This is a genomic window from Chryseobacterium gambrini, from assembly GCF_900156825.1.
GTDB classification, from domain to species: domain Bacteria; phylum Bacteroidota; class Bacteroidia; order Flavobacteriales; family Weeksellaceae; genus Chryseobacterium; species Chryseobacterium gambrini.
Genome location: NZ_FTOV01000005.1, coordinates 124,095 through 149,187 on the forward strand (window position 1 = coordinate 124,095; position 25,093 = coordinate 149,187).

Annotated in this window: 17 protein-coding genes and 22 tRNA genes; 1 reads left to right on the plus strand and 38 read right to left on the minus strand. The window is 35.4% G+C overall.

Annotated features, from left to right (window positions below; all coding sequences use genetic code 11):
- Positions 1-78: 78 nt before the first annotated feature.
- The 23 genes from BW951_RS11250 to BW951_RS11355 all read right to left on the minus strand — a co-directional run bounded on the left by BW951_RS11250 (position 79) and on the right by BW951_RS11355 (position 14,429).
- A tRNA-Phe gene (locus BW951_RS11250) sits at positions 79-151 on the minus strand.
- Between the two features lie 90 nt (positions 152-241).
- Positions 242-315, minus strand: a tRNA-Leu gene (locus BW951_RS11255).
- Between the two features lie 313 nt (positions 316-628).
- Positions 629-701: transfer RNA gene (locus BW951_RS11260), tRNA-Glu, on the minus strand.
- A 162-nt stretch (positions 702-863) separates the two neighbouring features.
- Positions 864-950 (minus strand) — tRNA-Tyr (locus BW951_RS11265).
- Between the two features lie 691 nt (positions 951-1,641).
- Positions 1,642-1,715 (minus strand) — tRNA-Met (locus BW951_RS11270).
- A 100-nt stretch (positions 1,716-1,815) separates the two neighbouring features.
- Positions 1,816-1,889: transfer RNA gene (locus BW951_RS11275), tRNA-Met, on the minus strand.
- A gap of 100 nt (positions 1,890-1,989) precedes the next feature.
- Positions 1,990-2,063, minus strand: a tRNA-Met gene (locus BW951_RS11280).
- A 100-nt stretch (positions 2,064-2,163) separates the two neighbouring features.
- Positions 2,164-2,235, minus strand: a tRNA-Glu gene (locus BW951_RS11285).
- 6 nt (positions 2,236-2,241) lie between these two features.
- A tRNA-Pro gene (locus tag BW951_RS11290) sits at positions 2,242-2,313 on the minus strand.
- A 68-nt stretch (positions 2,314-2,381) separates the two neighbouring features.
- Positions 2,382-2,453, minus strand: a tRNA-Asp gene (locus BW951_RS22745).
- Between the two features lie 5 nt (positions 2,454-2,458).
- Positions 2,459-2,543: transfer RNA gene (locus BW951_RS22750), tRNA-Ser, on the minus strand.
- 5 nt (positions 2,544-2,548) lie between these two features.
- Positions 2,549-2,622: transfer RNA gene (locus BW951_RS11295), tRNA-Arg, on the minus strand.
- A gap of 101 nt (positions 2,623-2,723) precedes the next feature.
- Positions 2,724-2,797, minus strand: a tRNA-Ile gene (locus BW951_RS11300).
- A gap of 89 nt (positions 2,798-2,886) precedes the next feature.
- Positions 2,887-2,960 (minus strand) — tRNA-His (locus tag BW951_RS11305).
- Between the two features lie 853 nt (positions 2,961-3,813).
- Positions 3,814-4,833 (minus strand): tetratricopeptide repeat protein, encoded by a 1,020-nt coding sequence (locus BW951_RS11315; protein ID WP_076392834.1) that lies wholly within the window; start codon positions 4,831-4,833, stop codon positions 3,814-3,816.
- Positions 4,826-6,523 carry a hypothetical protein gene (locus BW951_RS11320; RefSeq protein WP_076392836.1) on the minus strand — a complete coding sequence of 566 codons (1,698 nt, stop codon included), beginning with the start codon at positions 6,521-6,523 and terminating at the stop codon, positions 4,826-4,828. The genes BW951_RS11315 and BW951_RS11320 overlap by 8 nt, the downstream gene beginning before the upstream one ends.
- Entirely contained in the window at positions 6,513-8,909 is a 2,397-nt protein-coding gene (locus tag BW951_RS11325; RefSeq protein WP_076392838.1) for a hypothetical protein, read from the minus strand. Before BW951_RS11325 ends, BW951_RS11320 begins: the two co-directional genes overlap by 11 nt.
- A complete protein-coding gene (locus BW951_RS11330; RefSeq protein ID WP_076392840.1) occupies positions 8,900-9,643 on the minus strand; it encodes a hypothetical protein in 744 nt (247 codons plus the stop codon). Before BW951_RS11330 ends, BW951_RS11325 begins: the two co-directional genes overlap by 10 nt.
- Positions 9,616-10,749: an AAA family ATPase gene (locus BW951_RS11335; RefSeq protein ID WP_076392842.1), complete on the minus strand. Its 1,134-nt coding sequence runs from the start codon at positions 10,747-10,749 to the stop codon at positions 9,616-9,618. The genes BW951_RS11330 and BW951_RS11335 overlap by 28 nt, the downstream gene beginning before the upstream one ends.
- Positions 10,750-11,390: 641 nt before the next feature.
- The gene (locus BW951_RS11340; protein ID WP_076392844.1) at positions 11,391-12,089 is read right to left on the minus strand and encodes a hypothetical protein; all 699 of its coding nucleotides are present in this window, start codon (positions 12,087-12,089) and stop codon (positions 11,391-11,393) included.
- Between the two features lie 2 nt (positions 12,090-12,091).
- Entirely contained in the window at positions 12,092-12,691 is a 600-nt protein-coding gene (locus BW951_RS11345; RefSeq protein WP_076392846.1) for a DUF4919 domain-containing protein, read from the minus strand.
- Between the two features lie 272 nt (positions 12,692-12,963).
- The gene (locus BW951_RS11350; RefSeq protein ID WP_139326146.1) at positions 12,964-13,578 is read right to left on the minus strand and encodes a hypothetical protein; all 615 of its coding nucleotides are present in this window, start codon (positions 13,576-13,578) and stop codon (positions 12,964-12,966) included.
- A 188-nt stretch (positions 13,579-13,766) separates the two neighbouring features.
- Complete coding sequence (locus BW951_RS11355; RefSeq protein ID WP_076393131.1) at positions 13,767-14,429, minus strand: hypothetical protein; 663 nt, start codon at positions 14,427-14,429, stop codon at positions 13,767-13,769.
- Positions 14,430-14,568: 139 nt separating this feature from the next.
- Here BW951_RS11355 and deoD point away from each other — a divergent pair, with 139 nt between their 5' ends.
- Positions 14,569-15,279, plus strand: a complete 711-nt coding sequence (deoD, locus tag BW951_RS11360) for a purine-nucleoside phosphorylase (protein WP_076392850.1) — start codon at positions 14,569-14,571, stop codon at positions 15,277-15,279.
- A 55-nt stretch (positions 15,280-15,334) separates the two neighbouring features.
- Here deoD and BW951_RS11365 read toward each other — a convergent pair whose 3' ends face one another.
- From BW951_RS11365 to BW951_RS11435, 15 genes are all read right to left on the minus strand, one after another.
- Positions 15,335-16,120 (minus strand): TatD family hydrolase, encoded by a 786-nt coding sequence (locus BW951_RS11365; RefSeq protein ID WP_076393133.1) that lies wholly within the window; start codon positions 16,118-16,120, stop codon positions 15,335-15,337.
- 440 nt (positions 16,121-16,560) lie between these two features.
- Positions 16,561-17,388 (minus strand): SIR2 family NAD-dependent protein deacylase, encoded by an 828-nt coding sequence (locus BW951_RS11375; protein ID WP_084196426.1) that lies wholly within the window; start codon positions 17,386-17,388, stop codon positions 16,561-16,563.
- Positions 17,389-17,673: 285 nt separating this feature from the next.
- Positions 17,674-17,744: transfer RNA gene (locus BW951_RS11380), tRNA-OTHER, on the minus strand.
- A 6-nt stretch (positions 17,745-17,750) separates the two neighbouring features.
- Positions 17,751-19,679, minus strand: a complete 1,929-nt coding sequence (locus tag BW951_RS11385; protein ID WP_076392854.1) for a hypothetical protein — start codon at positions 19,677-19,679, stop codon at positions 17,751-17,753.
- A complete protein-coding gene (locus BW951_RS22385) occupies positions 19,666-20,175 on the minus strand; it encodes a hypothetical protein (RefSeq protein ID WP_084196420.1) in 510 nt (169 codons plus the stop codon). Before BW951_RS22385 ends, BW951_RS11385 begins: the two co-directional genes overlap by 14 nt.
- A gap of 112 nt (positions 20,176-20,287) precedes the next feature.
- Positions 20,288-20,359, minus strand: a tRNA-Gly gene (locus BW951_RS11395).
- Positions 20,360-20,366: 7 nt separating this feature from the next.
- Positions 20,367-20,439, minus strand: a tRNA-Arg gene (locus BW951_RS22755).
- Positions 20,440-20,446: 7 nt separating this feature from the next.
- Positions 20,447-20,518 (minus strand) — tRNA-Asp (locus BW951_RS11400).
- Positions 20,519-20,520: 2 nt separating this feature from the next.
- Positions 20,521-20,592, minus strand: a tRNA-Gly gene (locus tag BW951_RS11405).
- Between the two features lie 4 nt (positions 20,593-20,596).
- Positions 20,597-20,671, minus strand: a tRNA-Ala gene (locus BW951_RS11410).
- 9 nt (positions 20,672-20,680) lie between these two features.
- Positions 20,681-20,751 (minus strand) — tRNA-Asp (locus BW951_RS11415).
- A gap of 85 nt (positions 20,752-20,836) precedes the next feature.
- Positions 20,837-20,907 (minus strand) — tRNA-Val (locus BW951_RS11420).
- A gap of 5 nt (positions 20,908-20,912) precedes the next feature.
- The gene (locus BW951_RS11425; RefSeq protein ID WP_076392856.1) at positions 20,913-22,277 is read right to left on the minus strand and encodes an SDR family NAD(P)-dependent oxidoreductase; all 1,365 of its coding nucleotides are present in this window, start codon (positions 22,275-22,277) and stop codon (positions 20,913-20,915) included.
- An 851-nt stretch (positions 22,278-23,128) separates the two neighbouring features.
- On the minus strand, positions 23,129-23,791 hold the full coding sequence (locus tag BW951_RS11430) for a hypothetical protein (protein WP_076392858.1): 663 nt from the start codon (positions 23,789-23,791) through the stop codon (positions 23,129-23,131).
- Positions 23,792-24,266: 475 nt separating this feature from the next.
- Positions 24,267-24,980 carry a DUF434 domain-containing protein gene (locus BW951_RS11435; RefSeq protein ID WP_076393137.1) on the minus strand — a complete coding sequence of 238 codons (714 nt, stop codon included), beginning with the start codon at positions 24,978-24,980 and terminating at the stop codon, positions 24,267-24,269.
- Between the last annotated feature and the right edge of the window lie 113 nt (positions 24,981-25,093).

Here is a 25,093-nt window from a genome sequence, read left to right on the forward strand (position 1 = left end):
TAATGAGTAATAGGTAATTAGTAATTTTTTTGCGCATAATTCATTACTTATTGCACATTACTTATTACTTATATCTCGTGGAACAGACAGGAATCGAACCTGTACCTTTAGTTTTTCAGACTAACGTGCAGACCTGCTACACCACTCTTCCAATTTTATAGGTAATGAGTAATTGGTAATCAGTAATATTTTTTGCCTGCAATTTATTACCCGTTGCTTATTACCGATTACTTATATTCTGTACGGGAAGAGGGATTCGAACCCCCAAAACCTTGAGCCTAAATCAAGTGTGTCTACCATTTCCACCATTCCCGCGGATTTCATTAGTAATGAGTAATTGATAATCAGTAATAAAAATTATCTTCTATAAATTTATAATTCGTATTAACCTTCAATAATTATTCATTGCTCATTACTTATTACTTATATTTTTAGGTTCGAGAAAAGCCTGTCTATATTTATAAACTATGCCTGTAATGTTTTTTTAAAGATCTTCTGCGCTCGACAGACCTTTCTCTTTCCATTTAACCTATTTCTTTGTGAATTGTCAATCGTCAATTTACTTCGTAGTCAATTCTTAAAATTCACTTGAGGAGCAAAATTCACCATTCACCTTTTCACTTTCCTGTACTCTATAAGGGAATCGAACCCTTGTTTTCTGCTCGAAAGGCAGGCGTCCTGAACCGTTAGACGAATAGAGCATTTTTGTTATGAATTGTTAATCGTCAATTTCTTTGCAGTCATTTTTTTTAAATTGACAATTGACTATTTACCATTCACTTTTCTTTGACCATCTGACCAGGAGTCGAACCTGAACAACAAGAGTACATTTCCTGCATGCTGCCATTACATTATCAGCGGTGTGGTGGAAGTAGCAGGATTCGAACCTACTCAGCAATGAAGCAACAGATTTACAGTCTGCCCCGACTCTCCAACTTCGGCGTACTTCCCTTTTTTCATGAGTAATAAGTAATTGGTAATGAGTAATATTTTCCAACTAACTTTTTAATCTTTAATTTTTGAAGAAAAACAAAGCCTGTCTTAATTTTTAGTTTGATGTAAGAACTTCTGCGCTCGACAAACTTTTTTCTTTCTTCGGAACTAATCTCATTTTAGTTATTTGAGATGGTTATGGGATTGTTCATAACCTTTTTATTCTTTTTTATCTGAATTCACGAATGTTTCACATTTCAAACCCACTCAGCTTACGCAACGGTTTTGCAGACCGCCCCGACTCTTCCGCTTCGGCGAACCATCGTTTTTGCAACTATTTGTTCGTTGCTGGTTGATCGTTTTTAGATGATATCACATCTCTAAATTCTAATCAAAAAAATAAAGCCTGTCTTAATTTTTGTTTGATGTAAGAACTTCTGCGCTTTGACAAACTTTATCTGATCTAAAATTTATATTATGTTTAAAACTTTCATTATCCCGCTTCAAAATGAGTTAAGAAAAAGCCTGTCTATATTATATCGTGTTTTTTTGGCTAAAGATCTTCTTCTCTCGACAAGCCTTTTCTTTTTCTCTTTGAAACAATTAACTTAGTGTGAATTGTGAATAGCCAATTGTCAATTTGCTTTGCTTGTCAATTTTTAAATTCACTTACGAAGTAAAATTCACTATTTACCATTCACTTTTCTGTAATTTCGGAAGGACTCGAACCTTCAACCTTCGGCTTATGAAACCGATACTCTAACCCATTGAGCTACGAAATCGTTTTTAATTTGGTGAATAATCAATTGTCAGTCTGCTTTGCTTGTCAATTTTTAAATTCACTTACGAAGTAAAATTTACCATTGACCATTCACTTTTCTGTAATTTCGGAAGGACTCGAACCTTCAACCTTCGGCTTATGAAACCGATACTCTAACCCATTGAGCTACAAAATCGTTTTTAATTTGGTGAATAGTCAATTGTCAATTTGCTTTGCTTGTCAATTTTTAAATTCACTTACGAAGTAAAATTCACCATTTACCATTCACTTTTCTGTAATTTCGGAAGGACTCGAACCTTCAACCTTCGGCTTATGAAACCGATACTCTAACCCATTGAGCTACGAAATCGTTTTTAATTTGGTGAATAGCCAATTGTCAATTCGCTTTGCTTGTTAATTTTTAAATTCACTTACGAAGTAAAATTCACTATTGACTATTCACTTTTTTGCACTCCATAAGGGAATCGAACCCTTGTCGTTCGGTAGAAAGCCGAATGCACTAACCTCTATGCTAATGGAGCAAACTGTCTGGAAAGCAGGGTTCGAACCTGCGACCTCCCGCGTCCAAGGCGGGTAAACAACCACCGTTATCTTTCCAGTTTTGCAGATTCACTTTCATTTTCTTTTCCGGGAGACAGCCGGAGCCGAAATTTTCCGTGAATCTTTGCGGTCTATGCGAGAATCGAACTCGCAGTGCCCGAGAGACAGTCGGGAAGGTTAACCATTACCTCAATAGACCTTTTGCGGAGAGCAAAGGAATCGAACCTTCACTACTGTCGTAGAACTCATTAGCAGTAAGCCGCAAAAAACCAGTATTTGCCTACTCTCCTTTTGTGATTCCGACAGGATTCGAACCTGTAACCCTGGGTTTAGAAAACCCATGCTCTATCCAATTGAGCTACGGAACCTTAGTATTGTAAATGGTCAATGATCAATTGGCAATTTGCTTTGCTTGTCAATTTTGAATTCACTTATGAAATAAAATTCACTATTGACCATTCACTTTTTGTAATCCCAGAAGGACTCGAACCTTCAACCTTCGACGTATCAGGTCGATGCTCCAACCAATTGAGCTATGAGATTGTTTTTATATTTTGTGAATTGTCAATTTGCTTTGCTTGTCAATTTTGAATTCACTTGAAATAAAATTCACTATTGACTATTCACATTTTTGGGGTATCTCCGGGGATCGAACCCTGTTCTTCGGTGCCACAAACCGACGCTTTACCAAATAAGCTAGAGAAACCATATACCATAAAAAAAGCGCCTCTTTTCGGGAGGCGCTTTATATTTCTGGACGTGTCAGTTCATTAGCTGACCCATTTATAAGCACCTTTTTCCCACAAATTCACTATCAAGAAGAATAACACAAGCATATCTTTGCCCCATCGGTTCTGTACCGCATTGTCTTGAATATAAATTAGATATGTTATGTAATTGTTTCATTTTATTCTTGTTGTTTTAAAAATTTTTTTTGAAATGCTTGAAAACCTGTTGCTTTCAATTTTCGGTTGCAAAGTAAATATGATTTTTTTTAACTCGCAAATTTATTTTTCATTTAAGTATTTGAAAATCAATTAATTATTAGCTAATTTCAGAATAGAGAATTTCCGTCCGCAATACTTTGCAGATGTCTCAAATACCTAAATGACTGTCTCTCATCGGGTTACTGATCACGCTCTATTTTCTTATTAATTGTTCATTTGTTATTAAATAATTTTCATTTTTATGGTTATTTTTTTTCATTCTAAATAATTTCTGCTCTAAAAACACAAAAAACGCCTCGGTAATCGAGGCGTTTTTGCAGTATTTTGATAAAATTTTTACGGTTTTACAGTAAATAATTTTCAAAGCAAGCACATTTCGCCTCATAAGATATCATCCATTCATACCCAAACGATCCCTTTATTACAGGGCGATCGCATAGATTTAAACTGATATGTGCTCTTTGTATTGTCATTATTTTATGGTTGCAAAGATAAATCTTTTTCTTAAAAGTTTTTTATTTTGTCATTGCGAACTGAAAGTGAAGCAATCTTATATTATATCATTTTACTTTGAGATTGCTTCGTCGCCTTGCTCCTCGCAATGACGAATCATCAATTCCTGAATATCCTGTTCCTTCCCGTCTTATATCTGGAAATATCTTTCAAAATCACTTCATCATCCGGATTGAAATACTTCAGTTCATTGACGATTTCTGAGCGGGTTGCTACTTTTTCGGCGATGATTTCGTAGGCGATATTTCTTGTGGTCGATTGAAGTTTCGGATCTTTTTTAAATTCATGCTTCATGGCTTCAAGATAGGTAATCTTCTTCTCCGAAGGCGTTTTCTGATAAAGTTCCTGAATTTGCTGATCGAGTTTTTTCACATCAAAAATATTGGCAAAATAATTATTGAGACAGTTGAAGGCATCACGGTCTTCTTCCCAGCCTTTCAACAGAATTTTCTGTGCTTCTTCGGGCAATTCCATTTTTTTACGGTAAATTAAAGAACCTTTTACCATCTGACTGTTGTTTACATAATCGTCCACCACCATCTGATAATAGATATTGGCATTTTTGGCATCATTCATTTTCCTGTAGAGATCGCCTACTTTTTCTTTCTGTTCGAGTTCTTTGTACAAATCGATTGCTTTTTTATACTGCTTTGCTTTTTCGTAGCAGTTTGCGGCTTCCGATTTATTCTTCAGTTTTTTAAGATAAATTACTGCGGCTTCATTGTATAAACCTCCGTCTTCCAGTGTTTTTGCTCCGCGATAGTAATCTTTCATCAAGTTCATGTATACTTTTGCCGCTCTTTTATAATCTTTTTCGCTGATGTATTTTTGGGCCAGTTCTTCGTATTTATTCCTGATCTTATCGAAAAGGGATGCTTCCAGATAAAAATTTCCCCCTCCGTTTCTGCCTTTTCCCGAAGAGTTGTTTTCTTTTTCCTTTTTTTCCAACTGCATGAGTACCACAAAAATGATGAACGCAACAATGGCAAAAATCACCAAAGTTCCCACCACACTCCAAAAACTCTGATGGAAAAGCTGCGCCAGAATTCCGATTATTTTGATGATGGCGAGAATGAAAAATGCCGCCATAAATTTGTCTGTAAATTTCTGTCTATTCATCCTTATCAGATTTTAAAATGGTTTCATCTTCGCTGAAAAGACGGTAAAGAAGCAATACAATGCCGATAATAAGAATCCATACAAACCAGTTGTACCCGAACATTTCGATCAGCGGATAGAAAATATACGCCAACATCGCCATCAGAATAATCATTAGGAAAATCTTGGTTCCCGCCGGAACATTATCACCGCCTACATTCAGTGATTTTCTTTTGACGAAGAAAGAATACAGTCCTACTGCTCCTGTCATCGCAACAATCAGCCAGAAAATTTCTGTAAAAGAGGTGCTTTTTTCTTCCGGATTACTTTTTTCAGCGTTCAATGTCGAAATAGCAGGCGGAGTCTGTGGAAGTTCTTTCGTTCCGTACAGCCTTCCCAATGAATCTTCCACCAAAATGGCTTTCTTTTTCATAATGGTTTTTACAACTCCTTCATCAGCAGGTTTCCCTGAACCTGATTTTTGAATGGAATCTTTAATTTTTTCTCTGATTTTTCCTTCATTCTGAGCCAGATATTTTACAATTTTCTTTCGATACACTCTTTTTAATGAATCGGTTGCCGCATCTGTTTTGTTATTCAGCTTAAAAATATCATTCTGAATTTTATTAAGCGGTCTTCCTCCATTGTTAAGATATTCCTGATAACTTTTTTCACCCGGTTTGCTCATGCTTAGAGAGGCACTCATATGTTCTTTCATCAGTTCTCTCCGCTTTTTTCCGTACATGGAGTCGATCTTCATATCAATATCGGTAACTCCTGATTTGTACGCCACTACGGGAGCCATCATTGTTTTATCCGGAGTCTGGACTTTACCTGAAGAAATGGATTGAGATTCTTTATCTCCATCTTTATTAAGGTTCATAAAAACCCTGGCTAAGCCGATCATTAAAAGGACAACCCAGAATATCCAACGGTAATTTCTACCGGAAGATTTTCCATCCAAATTGTCTTCCTCTTTTTTACCAAATAGTTTTTCGAGCCATGAATTTTTAAATTTAAAAATCCCGAAACCATCTCCTCTCGAAGTTCCCATAATATCCAACGGAACGCCAAGCTCTACTGCTCTGTCCGGATATTTTTCGATATATTTTAGATATTTTTCGATTTCCTTTTTATTTCCCGCCATTACCTTTTTCATGTCAAACGGCAGATTTTTCATCCACTCTTCTTCGGTTTGCGGTTTTTCGAGAGATTCCAGAACTTTTTCATCGTCCATTTCAACGGTAAAACTTTCGATTTTCTGAGGAATCTGTACTCCTTTCGAGGGTTTTCTTACTTTATCTTCCGAGATTTCCGGATTCTGAATAATGGAAATCCAGTCGATTTCTTCATTTAATTTAACCAGACCAAATTCAGGATGCATGATGAGATATTCCGCATCTATATTCTGCCACTCTTCAGGATTCACTTTTGGATAAAAGACCGTGTTTTCCAGAATAAAAAATCTATTGTCGACGCATTGAAAGTAAGAATTTCTGCCAATTTCGTTCGGAGCCAGATTTTTAAACACCAAAAAACATCCGTATAAAATATTCGGCTCTGTGGAAGGAATCGGGAACGACTGAACATCATGCAAATCTATTCCTAATATTTCCATTTCATGAAGCCATACAAGCGGTGAAGAACCTTTGATTAAAAGTCCTTTTTTGGGGTAGTTATTTTTCGGAAAGGGTTTAATTCTAAGTTCCATATTCCCAAATTTGATCTATAAACCGTTCCATATATTCAACATACATTTCTTTCATCGTTCGCACTTTCAAAAGTGTATTCTGCGGAAGATAATATTCTGAGCCTCCGAATTCCGTGTTGGTTGCCAACGCCAGATTTCCATATTCTGTGGAAGGAATATAAAATTCGGGGATATTTTTGTTGCTGCTCTTAAAAGTCAGCATTCCGCGATTGTCCGTGATAATTTCGCTTCCGTCTGAAAAGGTAAATTTGTTTTTATTCTGCTCCGCACAGATTTCCAGCGGATAATTATTTCTGTAAAACGTGATGGAATCTTCGTTATGTAATGTATTCAGTTCATTATTTGAAATAACGAGCTTTTTTTCTGTATTGATTCCGATATTGTGGAAATTATTCAGAATTTTTAATCCACTGTGGATTAATTTGTTAAGTTCAGATCCAACTCTTAAATTATTTTTATAAATTTCTTTCTCATTCACAAATACCTCTTCAAAACTAACATTTCCATCTATGGTAATTTTATTGCTGTAAGGAATATTATCCAGATACAGATAAAAACTTTTACTAAAGTAAATAAGTTCAATTTTAACAGGGATATTTTTTCCTGTCAAATTCAGTTCAGAATATTCTTTAGTATTTAAATTCAATTTGGAAATCAGTTTTTTATCGGGTTGATACTGGCATAAAATAAAGTCTCCCTGCTTATTTTTTGCCAACGCAAACTGACCTTTTGGCTTTACAGAAATATCATCAATTAAAATTTCGCAGCCATGATGCGTTTTATACGTGTCATAATAATTGCGGTTGTAATAATTGTCTGAAAGATAGGTTCTCAGCAACTGTTTTTTATTGCTTAAAATAAAAAATTCCCCTTCATACAGAAAGGTTGCGATTTTATTGATTGGCGCAGGAAACAAAATCGGATAATTGAACGGAACATTTGCTTTTTTGCCGTTTCCTGAAAATTTACTTTCCCTTCTCTGTCTTCGTTCCGGCGGATTTGCCCACAATTCCTGTAGTGGAAGCATAATTTTCTGGATATGTTTTCTTGTTCCTTTATGATATTTGTAAAAGTTAAGTTCACCGTTTGCAGAAGTCGTCACCAAAAATTTCAGGCGGTCTCTGTTTTCGTGAATGATTTTCTGAAGATTTTGATGGCTTAAATTTTCCTGATTCGTGATGAAAAAAACTTCCAGATCTTTTTCTTTATGTTCTTCATTAAAAAACTTTTCAAGTGCTCCTGAAACTTCCAGAACCGGACTTACATGATTGAGATTTTCCACCACTTCATCCACTTTATCCAGAGACATCGGGATGATATTTTGTCCCAATGCAAAAACTTTGCATTCGGAAAGTGCTTTCGGATGTTTGATGACCGCAATTGCCGATGCAAATGCCAAAACTTTCGGAGTTCCCCAGTTTTTCAGGGAAGTATCGATTAAAATAATTCTTTCAAAAATATTTTCTTCGGGCGGAATTTCTCTTTGGATAAACAACGCTTCATTGTTTGCTACACGGTTCATGAAAATGTCATCTTCATTGGCAAATTCAGACAAAAGCATTCTGTGAAGTTCGCCTTTATTCGTCATATCCGAGATTCCTCCAATCGGCTGTTCTCCGGGCGAAAGATGACGCATCGGGATTTTCAGACCGCTCCAGATCCTTTTAATTAAACTTCCGACCTGAAACGTTTTCGGCTCTTCAATGAGTTCCTGAATAAAATCTTTATCGGTTTCAACGGTGGTTTCTTCTTCCACCACTTCATCTTCCAATTCCGAAATATCTGTGAAACCTTTCATGGCATTGATGATGGATTTTCTAGTCGGAAATTTATTCTGAAGAAGCGCTAAAGTTTTAATATCTCTGTTAACCGCAATGGAAGTCAGAGGCTTTTTAACAGCAGCTTCGCCGATGATGTGAGGCTTAGTTTCAAATATTTTTAAGATTAACCCTGAATTTACCGAGGAAACCCGATTGTGACTGTCTTTAAAAATGGTCTGTAAAAGAATGATTTTATTCTGTCCCCGCTTTAAAGAACTTCCGATACTGCTCAGATTTTCTAAAAATTTAATGGCAAGATCTACATCGGATTCATTTTCCGCAAAATTATCTTTCTGTCTGTTCAGATAATAAAAAACGCCGTCTAAATTTAAGTAGCCATCATGAAGCGCATACAAAACAAGCAATAAAGAACCGAAAGGCGGAAGACCCTGTTCTTTAAGTTCCTTAAGAATTTCCATTACGTAAGGTCTGTACGCAATTGCGCCTACATTCGGGATCGAAATAAGGTTGTTTTCATTATATCGGGTGTCGTCCGGAACATCTTCATCAGTTGTCCATTCCCAGAAATAATTGATATATGATTGGAAATATGCAATTATATCCATTCCTGTGATTTTTCGGTCAGTCGGAAAGAGCTTACGGATAATTTGCGGAAATCTTCTTTATTTAGGTACAGAACATTTCCGTTTTCGTTCCATAAAAGCCACTGATCACGACCTGCGTTATATTTTCTCTGTAATAAAGAGCTCATGTTTTTAAATTCAAAATCGTACCCTGTCGGTAAAAGATGTCCGCCTTTTGACCAAAATGTTTTTCCCGGAAAACTTAATAAAGGACTTCCTATAAACAAAGCATTGTCATTAATCACCATCCAGTCGATTTTCTCCAATTTAAATTTCGGCAGTGTGATTAAGGTTTCCCTGATTTCTTTCATTGAGCATAACAATGCTGTTGCAGGATGCTCTTCTTCGCTTGGTTTCAGTTTAATTTCAATTTTTCCGTCAATTCCGAAAAAATTATTATTGAATGAAGGAAAAGTTAAGCGCAAAGCTTTATCAATGGGAGTCCACAGTAAAGCCGTTCTCATTTTTTTGCTCGGAACCAAAGCGTCTTTCCGGAATAAAAGTCCGTCTCTTAATTCGTACAGCAGGAAATTCGGCAACTGTTGAATTTCAGAAGAAACCGCCTGTTCATCGGTGAAACCTTTCAGCCATATCACATCTTCCTCCAAAGCGATCTGAACATTTTTCCAGTCACGGATGGAGCCCAGAACATCTTCCTCTGCACGCGGAATTTCTGCCCAGAATTCTTTTAAACTGTTTGAAGAATCTTTTGCCATAGACTTTCAATTTCCTGTTGAATGTACTGTTTCTGCTCAGGGTTTCTGATCCATTCGCATCGCGTCTGAAGGTATCTTAGTTTATCTTTAATGACATTCTGCTCTTCAAAACTCAAAGATCCCTGATTCCATTTTTCGACTAAGATTTTTACGTCTTTCATCACTTCTTCCGGATTCGGCGTTTTGTTTTGCAACGCCTGTGGATGAGACTTCGGATGGTCATCTTTTTCAATGGTTCTGTTGATGATGCCTTCAAGAATTTCAATCTGTTCTTCGGTATCCCAAATATGTTTCAGCACCCATAAATCTGATAAAATCGCTTCGTTTCTGCCACAAATTAAAGCACTTGCGGCGATAAGGTTCTGCAATTTTACGGCTCTACGGTCGGAAATGGCAATTCCTGTATTTCGGAGACTGATGATGGTGTTTAAATAGACTTCGTAAATGGGTCTTAGATCTACTGTTTTACACAAATCCTGAAGTTCTTTTATTTCGTAGGAAAGAATTTCGGGAGTTTCTGTTTCGATATTATTTTCCAGTTTTCTTCCGGCTAAAAGCACCTGGTGAAGAAGATCGGGATGTACATAATCTACATTAATTCTGATGAGAAAACGGTCGAACAACGCGTTCAATGCTTCGTCTTCGGGAAGAACGTTACTCGCTCCCACGAACATGAGTGCAGGAAGATGTTTGGTTTCTTTTCCTCTTTTAAAAATCTTTTCATTTAAAGCCATCAAAAGGGAATTCAGAATGGCTGAATTGGCATTGAAAATCTCATCCAGAAAAACCATGGATGCTTCGGGCATCATTCCTTCGGTGTTGGTTAATAATTCTCCTTCTTTTAATTTTCTAATATCAAAAGGGCCGAAAATTTCGTTCGGCTCGGTGAAACGGGTTAATAAATATTCGAAGTTTTTTCCGTCTTTTACGGTTTTTGCCAACGTTCTTACAATGGCAGATTTTGCGGTTCCGGGAGGTCCGTACAAAAAGGCGTTTTCTCTTGCCAGAAGACAGATTCCCAATAAATCGACGACATCGTTTTTTCCGACAAAGGTTTCTTTAACGTGGTTAAGAACGGTGTTTAATTTTTCTATATTTTGAGTCATTTGTTTTTATGTTATTTTTCTTTTTTGATGAAAACTTTTGTTTTTTTTAACACAAAGCCCGCAAAGTTTCTTTTAACTACTAGCTGTTTTTAAGTTCGCAAAGGTACTTCGACAAGCTCAGCATAAACTATTCACTTAACAAAGCGAGCAAAGGTTTAAATTTATTGTTATTTTTCTTTCTTGACGAAAATTATTGTTCTTTTGAACTATTTTTTTAACGCAAAGTCCACAAAGTTTATTTTAACTAATAACTGCTTTTAATTTCGCAAAGGTACTTCGACAAGCTCAGTATAAACTATTCACTTAGCAAAGGAAACAAAGTTTTTATTTACTTTCTATATATTTTAACCATTAAGATTTATTAAGGGTTTAAGATTAGTTAAGAGAAATAAATTTCTTAAGCTTGCCTTTAATTTGCTTGCAAATTCTTAATTCGTCTTAACTTCTTACCTATTCTTAATTGTTTAATTTTTTGCGTGATTTTAGGTTTTGAACGCAAAGTCCACAAAGTTTCTTTTAACTACTAAATGCTTTTAAGTTCGCAAAGGTACTTCGACAAGCTCAGTATAAACTATTCATTTAACAAAGCGAGCAAAGGTTTAAATTTATTGTTATTTTTCTTCAAAGTAAAAGATTTAGTTTTATTTAATAAAAAATCTTAACAGGAAAAAGTAGATAAACTGGCTTATGGTCATTGCAAGTAAAATATCAATATAAAATGATAGCGGAAACATAAAAAAAGTCAGATCATATACAAAATAAAGCACAATCAGAATACCCAGACTTATAAATCCCAAATATTTCCAAAGTGATGATGTTAAATTTAGCAAGAAAGAAATAATCATCAGCAATAAAACAACAAAGCACAGAAAGAATACCCTTCCATACATCTGATAATTTTTTGCAACAACAGGAATCAGTTGATTATAATCTATCTTTTTCGTAATCAACTCGTAAGCAATTACTAAAATCTCTCTGCAAATTTTAACAGGATTATGCCCAAAAATTAAAGCCACCGAAAAAAGTACAAAAACAAGTATGCCATGATAGATCACATTGATGATGTTTGATCTTCTCTGAGCATATTTTATCTGTTCTTTATCATCCAGATCATCTGCATCTTTAAATTCTATTGAACTTCCGGGAAGGTATCCGAAATTAATTTTAATGCCATTCTTTAAAGTGTAACTGTATAAAGGTTTACCAAAATGGATCAGCATAGAGATCCCTTTTATGTCTTCCTTCAATAAAAATTTATTGATATAGTAAGGAATAACACAGAATAAAAACATATAGGAAGCAATAATTATTCCTATTACAATTGCCGAATTTATTTCCATAATTAGTTTTTACTTAAAAAATTCCACCAGCTTTTCTTTTTCGGCCTTTCAGTTTTTTCTTCTTCTTTTTCTGCCTCTGCATTTCTTTTGTTGAATGAGAAAGCAATTCTGCGGTAAGGAACAGAAATATCGAAGTAAACTTCAGAACCGTCGTTCAGCGTGAGAACATCCATTATTTTATCTTCTCCTTTAACGAGCCTCTGCATCGTATCTTCTTTATTGAAGTGATACCTTATCAGATCTCTTTCATCAGAAATTCTTGTGACAATGTAAGGTGAATCTTCTGTGCCGTCACCTGTTTTTTCGATACATTCAAAAATGATCTGTGCAATGGTCATTTCAATGTTCATTGCTTTTTCGTCGCCCAATTCTTTATAGGCAAAATATTTAAAGATATGAACACTCGGACTGAGCAAAATATTCACGTTTACATATTTTACGACCTCCTGAAATTTTCCTTCATTTAATAATTTCTGAATATTTCCTGTATCTTCGGAATAAGGATCATATTCCGGATCGTTAATAACGAGTTCTCTACACTTCAAAAAAGTTTCTCTCGTAGGATTGCTTAAAAATTCAAATACTTTTTCGTAGGTTTCCATTTATTGGTTATTGTTTTTTTGTCTTTTTGAATAAACATTGTTTTTAACACAAAGTCCACAATTTTTTTTTATCAACTAACTGTTTTTAAGCTCACAAAGGTTGTTTAATTATGGCAAATTACGCATAATCAGTTGTTTTTTGTCTTTTTTGAAAAGCTGCTTTTATCATTTGTTTTTAACGCAAATTTCTCAAAGTTTTTTCATAACTAAATGTTTTTAAATTCACAAAAGCGTTTCCACTTAACAAAATATACAAAGGTTTATGATTATTTTTATTTAATGAAAAATCTTAATGATAAAAAATATAAAAATCCGCTTACGGTAAGTGATATCAGTAAATCTATATAAAAGCTAATCGGCAATTCAAAATATTTGAGACCCACTATAACATAAGATCCTAAAAGCAAAAACATGACAAGTATATTGGTAAAGACCGAAAATGGTGCTAATGCCAAAAGAAATGATACAAAAACAAAATACGTCATTACCGCAAAAAACAGATAAAAATACTTTCCATACATTACATATTGGCTGTTAACCATTGCTTTAAATTCTGAGAAACTCTGCTTTCCTGATATAAGATCATAAAAACTTTCTACCAAATCTCTGAAAACAGTAACAGGATTGTATCCCAATGCAAGACTTACAATGCTTGTAACAGCGATAATTAAGACCATTGTAATCATCTGCAATAAAAAAATATTTTTAGCCAGATTTCTGAAATATCTTTTTTCTTCAGAAGAGTCTATTGCAAAATCTTCCAGATGGAATTTAAGACCATAATTAAGAGGAATATAACCAAAGTTTATTTTTACTCCGCTTTTTAAGCTGTAGGAATAGAGAAATTTACCGAATGTTGAAAAAATGTGTACTTCCTCTACTTTCAATTTTAAAAATCTGCTGCTCAAATAATAAGCAAAAATGCAGAACAGAAAACCGTAAGTCGAAAAAATGATGCCGAGAGTGAAAGCTGTATTTATTTCCATGGTTAGTTTTACTTAAATGCATTCTGCATTTATTGATTATTAATTTCTATGTTTAAGAAAATTTTCTTTTGTGAAATCTGTTAAAAAAATCAGATCCTGTCCTGTCTTTCATTTTCTTCCGTTATCGTTTTTAATTCTTTCCAAAATACGTCTTTATGCAAGCCAAATTCGGCAGTCAACAGATTATTGAGGTAAGGAATTTCAGCAAGCTGATAGGATTTCTTTTCTACAATTCTTTCCAGATATAATTTCCGGTAGGTTTTGTCTTTTAATTCTTCTTCCCAGTTGATGTCTTCGAGATCGAGATCCATTCCTACTGCTGAATAATGAAATTGTTTCAGAATATTTTCCAGCATTTTCACCAAAGGATCTTCCGGATCTGAAACCTGTAAAGCAGAAACAATCTGTGGTAAAAACCGAAGTGATAAATCCGCAGATAACATGGCTGAAATGTCTTTTTTCCCTTTGAAAGACGGAATTAATTTGTTTAAATCTTTAGCCGTATTTTCTCTTATTAAATGAAGCTGCGCACTGTGATAGACTATTTTGGCAGCCCAGACTGCTGTTTCTGTATCGCAGACAAGTGTGTCGGATAAAAATTCAAGCCTTTCTTTCTCAAACTCAGCCTGAAAATAATCTGCGGCATCCTGCTCTTCTTTTTTGGAAATTTCATGAATATTTGAGAAAATGGTGATGCATTCTTCTTTTCGAAGCAGAAATAAAGTGTCTAAAAAAGCTGATTTTTTTTCCATCATTTAACAAAAATAAAAAATATTCTTTTCGAATTGAAAATTTTGAAGGTAAGTTGATTATAAATCTTTAATTAAAAAATTATTGTTCAAGGATTAAGAAATCACAATTTTATATCTTTGCCCTTTCAAATAAAAAATTATGAGTATCCACATCAGTGCAAAAAAAGGAGAAATTGCTAAAGTTGTTTTACAACCCGGAGATCCGCTGCGTGCCAAATACATTGCGGAAAACTTTTTGGAAGATGCTAAACTGGTAAGCCAGACCAGAGGAATTTTATATTACACAGGGTTATATAAAGGGAAAGAAATCTCTGTGGGAGCAAGCGGAATGGGCTTTCCAAGCATCGGAATTTACTCTTTTGAGCTTTTTACAGAGTATGATGTAAATACGATCATCAGAATCGGAACCTGCGGTGCGTATACCACAGATCTGAAAGTGTATGATCTTCTGAATGTGGAAAATGCAGCCAGTGAAAGCACCTACGCAAAATTCGCATGGGGAATTGAAGAGGAAAGCATTTCTCATCAGGGAAATATCTTCAATACCATCAACGAAACGGCAAAAGAAATGTCTTTAACGGCAAAAGCGACGAACATCCACAGCAGCGATATTTTTTACAGAAAAGATCCTGCAGTTCCTGCCATTGCTACAAAATATAACTGTCCGGCGGTAGAAATGGAAGCTTTCGGATTATTTGCCAATGCTAAACATTTAGGAAAAAATGCGGCAACGATTCTTACGGTTTCGGATATTATTCCTACCCACGAAAATATTTCGGCTGACCAGAGAGAAAAGGCTTTGAAACCAATGATTGAGCTTGCTTTGGAAGCGGGGATTAAGAGTTTGTAATCATTATCAATCATCCAAAATAAAAAGAGTTTTACATCATCTGTAGAACTCTTTTTTATATCCTGAAAAAATTACGGGCAACTTCCGTGGTTTCATCTGCAACTTCTGCTATGCTGATTTTCTTCAGATGGGCAATCGTCTGTGCTACATACGGTAAAAAGGAAGGTTCATTTCTGCGGTTCTGCATTCTCGGCATATTTTTCGGCAGCATAAAAGGCGCATCGGTTTCAATCATCATCCGGTCGAGAGGAACGTATTTTATCACTTCTTCCAAATGTTTAAACCTGTTCTGATCGCTGATGGCTCCCGTAAATCCTAAATAAAAGCCTTTATCCACATATATTTTGGCTTCCTGTAAAGTTCCTGTAAAACAATGAACGACGGCTTTTGGAAGTTTAGACAAATATTCATCCGTTATTTCATTAAATCTTCTGAAGGCAGATCTTTCATGAAGAAAAAGCGGTTTATTCACTTCAACCGAAAGTTCAAGCTGGGCGCGGTAACATTTTTCCTGAACAGGTCTTGGCGAAAAATCCCTGTCGAAATCCAGTCCGCATTCTCCTACGGAAACAACGTGGTCTTGTTTTAATAATGTTTTTAATGCAGGAATACTTTCGCTGTTGAAAGATTTTGCATCATGAGGATGAATTCCCGCTGTCGAAAACAGAATCTCGGGATAGTCTTCTGCAATTTCCGCTGATTCTTTGCTTCCACGGACGCTCGTTCCCGTGAGAATCATCTGTTCTACTCCATTGTCGAGTGCGCGGTTGATTATTTCTTCCTGTTCGTCATAAAATTGTTTATTGGTTAAGTTTATACCAATGTCGATTAATGTGTTCATTTCTTTATTAAATTTAGTTTTATTGGACATATTTCTTTTGCCTTGAAGCAAAAGAAACAAAAATTCAAGACCTGGAATCTGAATGCTAAAAATTAATAATGTTCTCTAAAAATTCTAAACTCGCGCGAATTTCACATTTGTCCTTCGGCTCTAAATAGCTACCGCGCTCAAACAGTAGAATTTTTTTAACGTTCACATGATTAATTTTCTTAACGCTTCAGCTTCCTATGTCCTTTAGTGACTGTTTATTTTTAATTCTATTATTTTTCTAGTCATATTTTTAGTTCCAAAAGAATTTTTATCTGTTTTCCTACCCTTCCTATCTCTAAACCAGCAAGACAAAAAATGAATCAAAAAAAGGTAAACAGGTAGGAATTGAACCTGCAACTCATCTTAGAATGATGCGCTTTTCCGTTAAACTACTGCTTCCGTATGAAAATTTAAGCGTTTATAATTTCTTCAATCATCATTTTTAATTCAGGAAGTGCTTTTGAACTGCTTTCCTGTACCGAAAATAATGTTTTGCTTCTTTTTAAAATATAATCAAAATACGTGTCGCTTTCAGGATTGATCAGGACGATCCATTTTGCACGGATTTTTACCGTTTCCACAATGCTTACAGGCAAAGCCGTTGATCCCGAAGTTCCGACTACAAATAAAATATCTGTATGGTCTGCAATGTTGTAAGCCGTATCGAAATGATAGTATTTTTCATTATAACTTTCATCAAACCATAAAGTATGAGGACGAAGCCAGTTTCCGCACTTTTTACATTTCAGATCGTCGATATCATCTGCTGTTAAATCTTCGGTATATTCTTTATACTTAATATTTTCAGGAAAATCGAAAGGTTCGCTGCATTCTTTTGAACATCGGACTTTCTGTTTGCTTCCATGAATTTCATAGACATTCTGCGTTCCCGATCTTTGGTGAAGCCCGTCAACATTTTGAGTAATTAGCTTAAATCTTTCACCTAAAAGTTTTTCAATTTCCGTAATCGCCAAATGTCCGGGATTAGGTTTTGCTTCGGCAATCATTTTCTTCCAGAACAGATTGTACTGCCATACTTCTTCCTGATTCTGGCTGAAATATTTATACGTCCCGAATTCTTCCGGACGGTGATATTTTGTTCCTTTAATCCAGATTCCGTCGATCGAGCGGTAAGTCGGAAGTCCGCTTTCCGCAGAAATTCCGGCTCCGGTAAGGAAAGTAATGTATCCTTGCTTTTCTTTAAGGATGGTATTTAATATGGTTTGTAATTCTTTCATGATTTTCATTTTAATTTTCTTTTGCCTTGAAGCAAAAGAAACAAAAGTTCAAGACTTGGAATCTTACGCTAAAAATTAATAATGTTCTCTAAAAATTCTAAAACTCGTGCGAATTTGGTATTTGTTTTTTGATTTAATATTTTACTCGCGCTCAAACAGTAGAATTTTCTTAACGTTCACATGATTAATTTTCTTAACGCTTCAGCTTCCTGTGTCGGCTTAATGAAAAAAAATCTGCGAGAGAAAAAGATTAATCCTAAAATGCTTTTTAAATTTAAAAAAAACAGAAACAGGCAGGATTCGAACCTGCAACCCTCCTGGGTTCGGAGTGCTTTTCCAGATTAAACTACTGTTTCTTATGATTAGGTTTCAGCTTCCAGAAGACCGAAATATTCTGAAGCGGTTAAAGCTCTTACTGCTCCACGCGGCGGAATTTTTTTATTCAATTCGCAAATCAGCAGATCTCCCTGTCTTTTTAAACATCTGATGTGCGGGATGATGTTTTCATGAATTCTGAAAGTGGATGCAATTGCCGTTAACGCATTGTCTTTATACGCTTCCTCAATCCACAGCCAATGTTCTTTTTCCGTAGAGGGACACCAGCATTTTACAGCATAAGAATAACGGTTTGCAGAACCCCAGACGAATATTCCGAGTTTTTCATTTTCAACCTGATGAACTTCATACTGATTGATTTTCTTCGTTATATATTCATTTCCATTATCATCATATCCAAAATAATTTACCTCAATTTCTGCCTGATTGATCTTTTCGGCTTTCAGGTTTTTCATTAAATTCCCGACTCCGAAATAACTGAAACAGAAAAGCTTAAAGTTTCGGTCTTTGTCATTGAAAAATTCATCAAAACCGATCGGCTCTACCTTCTCCCATAATTTTTCAATTCTATTTAAAACATCATTAAAAACCGGAGTATTGTAATGCGTCCACTCTCTTTCAAATTCCCGTGTTTTAAAATTCTGAAAGCTGCTGTGTCTAAGTTTTAAAATAGAAATCAGCTTTTTAAAATAATGACGTTGCAAATTCAAAACAAAAGTAAAATTTGACCTTCCGATAATAAACTGATCTTTTGTAATGCAAAGACTGTCCGTAACTCTAAAATAAATATTTTTTGCCACATTCTCCAGTCCGGTATGCGTTCCGTAAAAATAATGCGTAACCTCCTTCAAAGCAGGAAACTCAGAGCCTGCTAAACTGGCATTATCTAAAATTCCTACATGTTCCAGCGCTTTAAGCTGAACTTTTGAAGAACCCAGTATTCTTCCGCTGACTTTCTTTAAATGATCAAATCTATTATGAGTATATGCATGAATGTCTAAATCTCCACCAATTTCAACAATATTTGGAGCAAAAACCTGATAGGTACAAAACGTATTTTTTATCTTTTCCAGTGCATTTAAGTAACAGGTTTCCGAACCATGATTTTTCAATGCTCCGTTTATTTCTTTCAATACGGGAAAAGAAGCTCCGGACCGATGATTGATCATAATTCCGCCAGAGATTTCCAAAGCAGAGAAGTTAACATACGAACCATTTTCAAGATGAATGGTGCCCGTCATTTCCTGAAGTTCAGGAAAAGAAAGTTTTGCCCGCACAAAGCGAAGATTACCTGTCATTTTTTTCAGCACAGGAAAATCATGGGTGCATTCATCGGCTAAAGAATCGGTGATTTCAATTTTAAGCCCTCCATGAACGAATTCCAGATTCGGAAAGGAAATATCTTTACCAAAAATGTTGATCCTTCCGCGGATTTCCTGATGCGGTATCATAATATGGTCTCCGAAAATATCAATATTAAAGATTCCGTCTTTTGGAAGATTTTTAACTTCATACTGATGGTTTATCGGGATAACGACTCTTCCCTGTACCAGCTTTTTACTTTTTGCGTACACGGCAGCGTTTTTCAGTTCAATGCTTCCTCCTATTGCTGCTAAGTTTGTAAAGCTGAAATCAACAATACATTTAAAATTACCTCTTACTTTTTCCAGCCGGTCCAACATTGCAGGGCAATGCATCGTAAAATTTTCTTCTACCATTTTCAGCTCCGGAAAACAACAGTCGGGAGCATCTATGGAGAGATTCCCTTTTACAGTCTCAAGATTCGGAAAATTGCAGCCTTCCCCTCTCAACACGAGATTTCCTTTAATTTCAGTACAATCAAAGGTTGTGTTTTTAGCATAAATTTCTATGGATGCATTCTCATCAAAAACAGCTTCCGTGAAGTCTTTTACGGAAAATATTTTATATCGTTGTATGGGTTTAGTCGTATGCATTTTCTATGAGTCTTGTTATGGGGTTATATTCCTGCTGGATATATTTCACAAAACATTCGCTTTGGATGCGGAGCGTTTTGTGTTCGTTATGCGTGATAAAAGAATCCTCTGAAGTAATGAATGTTTCCGTTACTCCGTTTTTATCATAAATACTGTAATTTTTAGCTTTCAGCATATGCTGGTTGCTTGTTTTTTCAAGACAGTAAGTTTTAAAATCTTTGGTGAATTCTGAGAAGTTTTCAATTGGATCCTGATTATTAACCGGTCTTTTTCTTTCAGTTCTGGTTAATTTTTTTTCAGGCTTTTCCAATGTTTTTTCTACAGATTGGGGAACAGGTTTTGGCAAAGTTTCCAAAATGACTTCTTCTGTTTTATGTACCAAAGATTTAGACTTTTCAGGAAGCTTTTCAACAACCGGTCTTTCTTTCCACTGCATCGGAACAGGGGTATATACTTCATCAATAATTCCGAAAAAAACTAATACTTTTTTTAACATGGCTTTTATTTTTAAGATAAAGCAAAAGAAGGTCGGGATCGAACCGACAACTTATTCGGTCGGAATATATTTTTCCGGATTAAACTACAACTTTTGTCTTATGTATTCATTGTGAAATGGGCAGGATTCGAACCTGCAGCCTCTGACTTGGAAGGTCAGCGCTCTTCCATTGAGCTACCATTTCCGTTTTGGGAGACAAGCAGGACTCGAACCCGCAACTCATTTTAGAAGAATGTATTTTTCCATTTTTATTACTATTGTCTCCATTTTGGGAGCGCAGCAGGACTTGAACCTGAATTTCCGGCACGATAAGCCGGTGTCCTTCCATTTAGACGATGCGCTCTTAGAAACGGGCGGGATTCGAACCCGCAACCCTTAGTGAGGAAGACTAATGCTCTTCCATTGAGCTACCGTTTCTGTTTGGGGAGATAAGCAGGATTTGAACCCGCATCTATTCCGTGCAGGGAATACATTTTTCCGATTAAACTATTATCTCCGTTTTGGAAAGCGTGTGGGACTCGAACCCACGACCTCCGCCGCGACATGGCGGTATTCTTCCTGCTGAACTCACGCTTTCTATTTGGAAACTCAACAGGGCTCGAACCTGTAATTTTGCATAGAAAGTGCAATGTTTTTCCAGTTATAACTATGAGTTTCTTTCTAAAAAGTACAGGACTTGAACCCGTGACCTTCTGGGCGTCAACAGATGCTCTTCCTCTGAGCTAACTTTTTATATTTTACCAGTCATTAATTTTATAATTTTTCAATAAAACTCCGCTGAAATAATTTCCGTTGATTCCTTCCACAATAGGATGCAGAATTCTCGCAGCTCCGTCCACAGAATCCAATGGCGGAATGTATCCCTGCTCAAACTGTTTCTTTCTTAAACTTTCCTTCGCACCTGTAGAAATCCATCCTACATCTACTGCCGTCATATAAATCTGATCTTTTTCAAATTCTTTAGCGGAAGTAAGCGTCATCATATTCAAAGCTGCTTTCGTCATATTGGTATGCGGATGAAACATCGTTTTGTTGTTATAACTGAAAATACCTTCTGAAGATGTTACATTAACGATGAATTTTTCTTTGAAAGAAGAAGCCTTCATTAAAGGTTTTAATTCTTTGATCAGGAAATACGGCGCAATGTGATTGATTAAATTCACCTCAACCAATTCGTACATCGAAATCTCTTCCAGAGTGGAATTCCAGCTTGTTTTATCACGATTATCCACCGGTTGTCCGAAACGTGTTAAAGCGACATTTGTTTCTTCATTTTCCGCATATTCCAGTTTTCCGACCTCTGCGAAAATGGGGGTTGCGTTCGGAATCAATTTATGATTGTTTTTAAACTCAACGAGCATTTCGTTTTCACGTCTGATGATCGGAAGGTAATACTGATCGGGATATTTAATCGTCTGTGCCGCATTATTGATGAGAATATCAAGCGTTTCAAATTTCGACTGATAAAAGTCTATAAATTCCTGAATTGCCTTCAGATTTCTGAGATCGAGACCATAGATCCAAAGTCTGTCTTTCCATTCTTCATAATCTGCTTCCTGCTGCAAAGTTTCCAGTGCCAAAGCCGGAAAACGGGTCGTCAAAACCAAATTGGCACCATTTCTCAGGAGCTTTAAAGCGGCTGCGAAACCTACCTTTACACGTCCTCCGGTTAAAATGACATTCCGTCCCGTTAAATCTGCCGAAAGAAAACGTTTTTCATAATTTTCATCCGCACATTTCGGGCATAATCTGGTGTAAAAGGAATGGGCATACTGATAACTCTGGTTACAGCAGTAGCAGTTTTTGGGAATCTGTAATCTGGTGAGTTGGGTATCATTTTTTTCATCATCATAAAAAGCAGAAACTCCCGCCAAAGCTTTTTTCATCAGTACCGATTCTGAATTAATTTCAAGATCGTGCGTTTTCATCTGAGAATAACTTTCCAGACGGTTTTGTTTTTTGGCGTTCTTATGAATTTTCGTGATCAACCCGGAAAAAGTTTGGTTGTCCGGATTAAGAAATGGCTCATCTTTCAGGGCTTTTAATACCTTGAGACATGATTCCCATTCGTTTTGCGTAAAGTTTTGGTTAGAAAAATCCATTGCTTTTTATTTTACGCTTACAAAATTATCTGCGTAATGCGCAATGTTTTTACGTAGAGATAAAAAATTTTAAATCATTAAGTTTTTTTAAATTCTGATCATCCGTAATATGCTATAAATCAATGTTTTTTACTGTAATCATTATTTTTTTACCACAACGTACACTAAGGTTATCCACAAAGCTCACAACTATTGTGTTCCCTGTGAAACCTTTGGTGTTCTTCGTGGTTAAAATTCAAGTATGATAAATAACGGATATTCAATTTTAAATAGATAAGTTGAGTTAAGATTAAATCATTCTGATTTTGTTGTTTGCTGTAATCATTATTTTTTTACCACAACGTACACTAAGGTTATACACAAAGCTCACAACTATTGTGTTCCTTGTGAAACCTTTGGTGTTCTTCGTGGTTAAAATTCAAGTATGATAAATAACGGATATTCAATTTTAAATAGATAAGTTCAGTTAAGATTAAATCATTCTGATTTTGTTGTTTGCTGTAATCATTATTTTTTTACCACAACGTACACTAAGGTTATCCACAAAGCTCACAACTATTGTGTTCCTTGTGAAACCTTTGGTGTTCTTCGTGGTTAAAATTTAAGTATGATATGATAAATAACGGATATTCAATTTTAAATAGATAAGTTCAGTTAAGATTAAATCATTCTGATTTCTAAGGTTTATACAAAATTTGAATCAACTAATCTCATAATTAACTACAAAAGGCACAAAAGATAATGTTAAAGCGAATCAAAGCGCTCAAAAGAATAAAAATCGAAGTTTTTTTTAAAAGCTACAGCAATATTTTTTATTATCACAAACTCATCATCAACTTCAATAAAACTTATTATAAAGAATTTTCGTCATTAATAAAAAACTCCAGAAAGCCGATCAAATCTTTTCCACCGTGGCTCCAGCGGACTCCGTGACCTTCTTTTTCCCTGACCTCAAAAACCAGTTCGTGTTTATAATGAAAGAAAACATTCCACCATGTGGTATGGTCGAGAATGTAATTGATTTTCTCCATCACTTTTTGCTGTTTCTGCTGATTATTTCCTTTTACTTCGCCCCAGAAATCGTCATTCAGCCGACCAACGTGTTTTTCCCACGCTCTCTGCGCAATGGTAATTTCGCTGTTGAAAGGCTTTTCGCAGGCTTCGATCAGTAAACTTCTTAAAGGCGGAACGGCGTTTTCATCACGAAGACTTGCCGAAGTGAGGCGTTGTCCTAAAATATTCAGCCAATGTTCTAAAGGAATTTCCTCAAGCTGTTTAGCTTTAACCTCATCAGGATTTTCAGATTCTAAAACAGAGATGAATAATTTAAAACTTTCATCACGGTCGATTTTAATTTCTTCATTAAAATAGGGCAGATCCCAATCTAAATTCTGATTTTTAAATTTCTGAATGTTTTTCTGTAAATTTTCAATATGTTCCTCGGCTAGAATGGCGTGATATTTTTCTTTCCATTCCGCAGAAAATAATGATGTATATTTTTGAAATGATTGCATGGTTTTTATTTTTAAAACACGAATAACGCTAATGTCTTTCACAAATATCACAATAAATTATTTGTGTTTTTAGTGTTAATATTTGTGCCATTTGTGTTTGCTTAAACACGAATAACACTAATATTTTCACAGATAGCAAAATAAATTATTTGTGTTTTTTAGTGTTTTTATTTGTGCCATTTGTGTTTACTTAAACACGAATAACACTAATGTTTCCGCAAATATCACAATAAATTATTTGTGTTTTTAGTGTTAATATTTGTGCCATTTGTGTGTACTTAAACACGAATAACACTAATGTTTCCGCAAATATCACAATAAATTATTTGTGCTTTTTAGTGTTGATATTTGTACCATTTGTGTTGGCTTAAACACGAATAACGCTAATGTTTCCGCAAATATCACAATAAATTATTTGTGTTTTTAGTGTTGATATTTGTGCCATTTGTGTTTAGATGTAGCATTTGTGTTTAAATCAACACATTTTGATAACATTAGCCGAAAGGTTTGCTTCCTGAATTAAATATCCGATGAGATTGAACCAGCTTTTGCAGTGATCCAGAATCCATGCATCTGAAGATATTACAATTTCAGCATTTTCTGCTAAAAATTTATCGGGATTAAATTCCAGTTCAACGTTCCAGTTGAGATTATTTTCAATGGCAAAGTCCATAACGATCTGCTTGATTCTTCCGCTGTTTGAAACTGGTTTATCGAAAATCCAGATCAGCTTTTCCGCATGAGATTTATGAAAAAATGAAGCAACGAGTTCAATAGCTTCCTGCGTCTGATTTACTCTTTTGTATGTTCCGAAAACACCGGAAAGATCTCGGAAACAGCCATCTGTTCCTTCGAAAGTATAAGCTCCGGAAAGAAGACTTTCGAGCAAAATCAGGACATTGAAGCCATCGAGATATAAGGTTTTAGCTTTCAATTCAGAAATTTTGAGCTGTTTAGATTTTCTGTTCTGAAGCTGAGTTTCTGAAGCGGAAGCTCCTCGAACCGCCTGAATCTGTCTTGTTTTGAGGCGGTAATGATTTCCGACAAGTTCCGACGAAGCTTTTTCAGCATAATTCCGGCTTAATAAATACTGCATATCCTGAACTGCCGATTTCATCTTTTCAAGCTGTTTTGCGGAACCGAATAAGGTATCGTCTCCTGTATTTTTTCCCCGATTTCTGTTGCTCATGCCCAAAAATAACACAAAACCACTGAAACGGAACATACATCACGAAAATTATAAGCATAAAATACAGAAAAAAATCTGCCGTAAACGCTGATTTACTCTTCACCAAAGAGCAA

Excerpts from the sequence above, each read along its gene's own strand:
- BW951_RS11315 (WP_076392834.1), bottom strand. The coding sequence starts at position 4,833 with ATGAATAGACAGAAATTTACAGACAAATTTATGGCGGCATTTTTCATT.
- BW951_RS11320 (WP_076392836.1), bottom strand. The coding sequence starts at position 6,523 with ATGGAACTTAGAATTAAACCCTTTCCGAAAAATAACTACCCCAAAAAA.
- BW951_RS11325 (WP_076392838.1), bottom strand. The coding sequence starts at position 8,909 with ATGGATATAATTGCATATTTCCAATCATATATCAATTATTTCTGGGAA.
- BW951_RS11330 (WP_076392840.1), bottom strand. The coding sequence starts at position 9,643 with ATGGCAAAAGATTCTTCAAACAGTTTAAAAGAATTCTGGGCAGAAATT.
- BW951_RS11335 (WP_076392842.1), bottom strand. The coding sequence starts at position 10,749 with ATGACTCAAAATATAGAAAAATTAAACACCGTTCTTAACCACGTTAAA.
- BW951_RS11340 (WP_076392844.1), bottom strand. The coding sequence starts at position 12,089 with ATGGAAATAAATTCGGCAATTGTAATAGGAATAATTATTGCTTCCTAT.
- BW951_RS11345 (WP_076392846.1), bottom strand. The coding sequence starts at position 12,691 with ATGGAAACCTACGAAAAAGTATTTGAATTTTTAAGCAATCCTACGAGA.
- BW951_RS11355 (WP_076393131.1), bottom strand. The coding sequence starts at position 14,429 with ATGGAAAAAAAATCAGCTTTTTTAGACACTTTATTTCTGCTTCGAAAA.
- deoD (WP_076392850.1), top strand. The coding sequence starts at position 14,569 with ATGAGTATCCACATCAGTGCAAAAAAAGGAGAAATTGCTAAAGTTGTT.
- BW951_RS11365 (WP_076393133.1), bottom strand. The coding sequence starts at position 16,120 with ATGAACACATTAATCGACATTGGTATAAACTTAACCAATAAACAATTT.
- BW951_RS11375 (WP_084196426.1), bottom strand. The coding sequence starts at position 17,388 with ATGAAAGAATTACAAACCATATTAAATACCATCCTTAAAGAAAAGCAA.
- BW951_RS11385 (WP_076392854.1), bottom strand. The coding sequence starts at position 19,679 with ATGCATACGACTAAACCCATACAACGATATAAAATATTTTCCGTAAAA.
- BW951_RS22385 (WP_084196420.1), bottom strand. The coding sequence starts at position 20,175 with ATGTTAAAAAAAGTATTAGTTTTTTTCGGAATTATTGATGAAGTATAT.
- BW951_RS11425 (WP_076392856.1), bottom strand. The coding sequence starts at position 22,277 with ATGGATTTTTCTAACCAAAACTTTACGCAAAACGAATGGGAATCATGT.
- BW951_RS11430 (WP_076392858.1), bottom strand. The coding sequence starts at position 23,791 with ATGCAATCATTTCAAAAATATACATCATTATTTTCTGCGGAATGGAAA.
- BW951_RS11435 (WP_076393137.1), bottom strand. The coding sequence starts at position 24,980 with ATGAGCAACAGAAATCGGGGAAAAAATACAGGAGACGATACCTTATTC.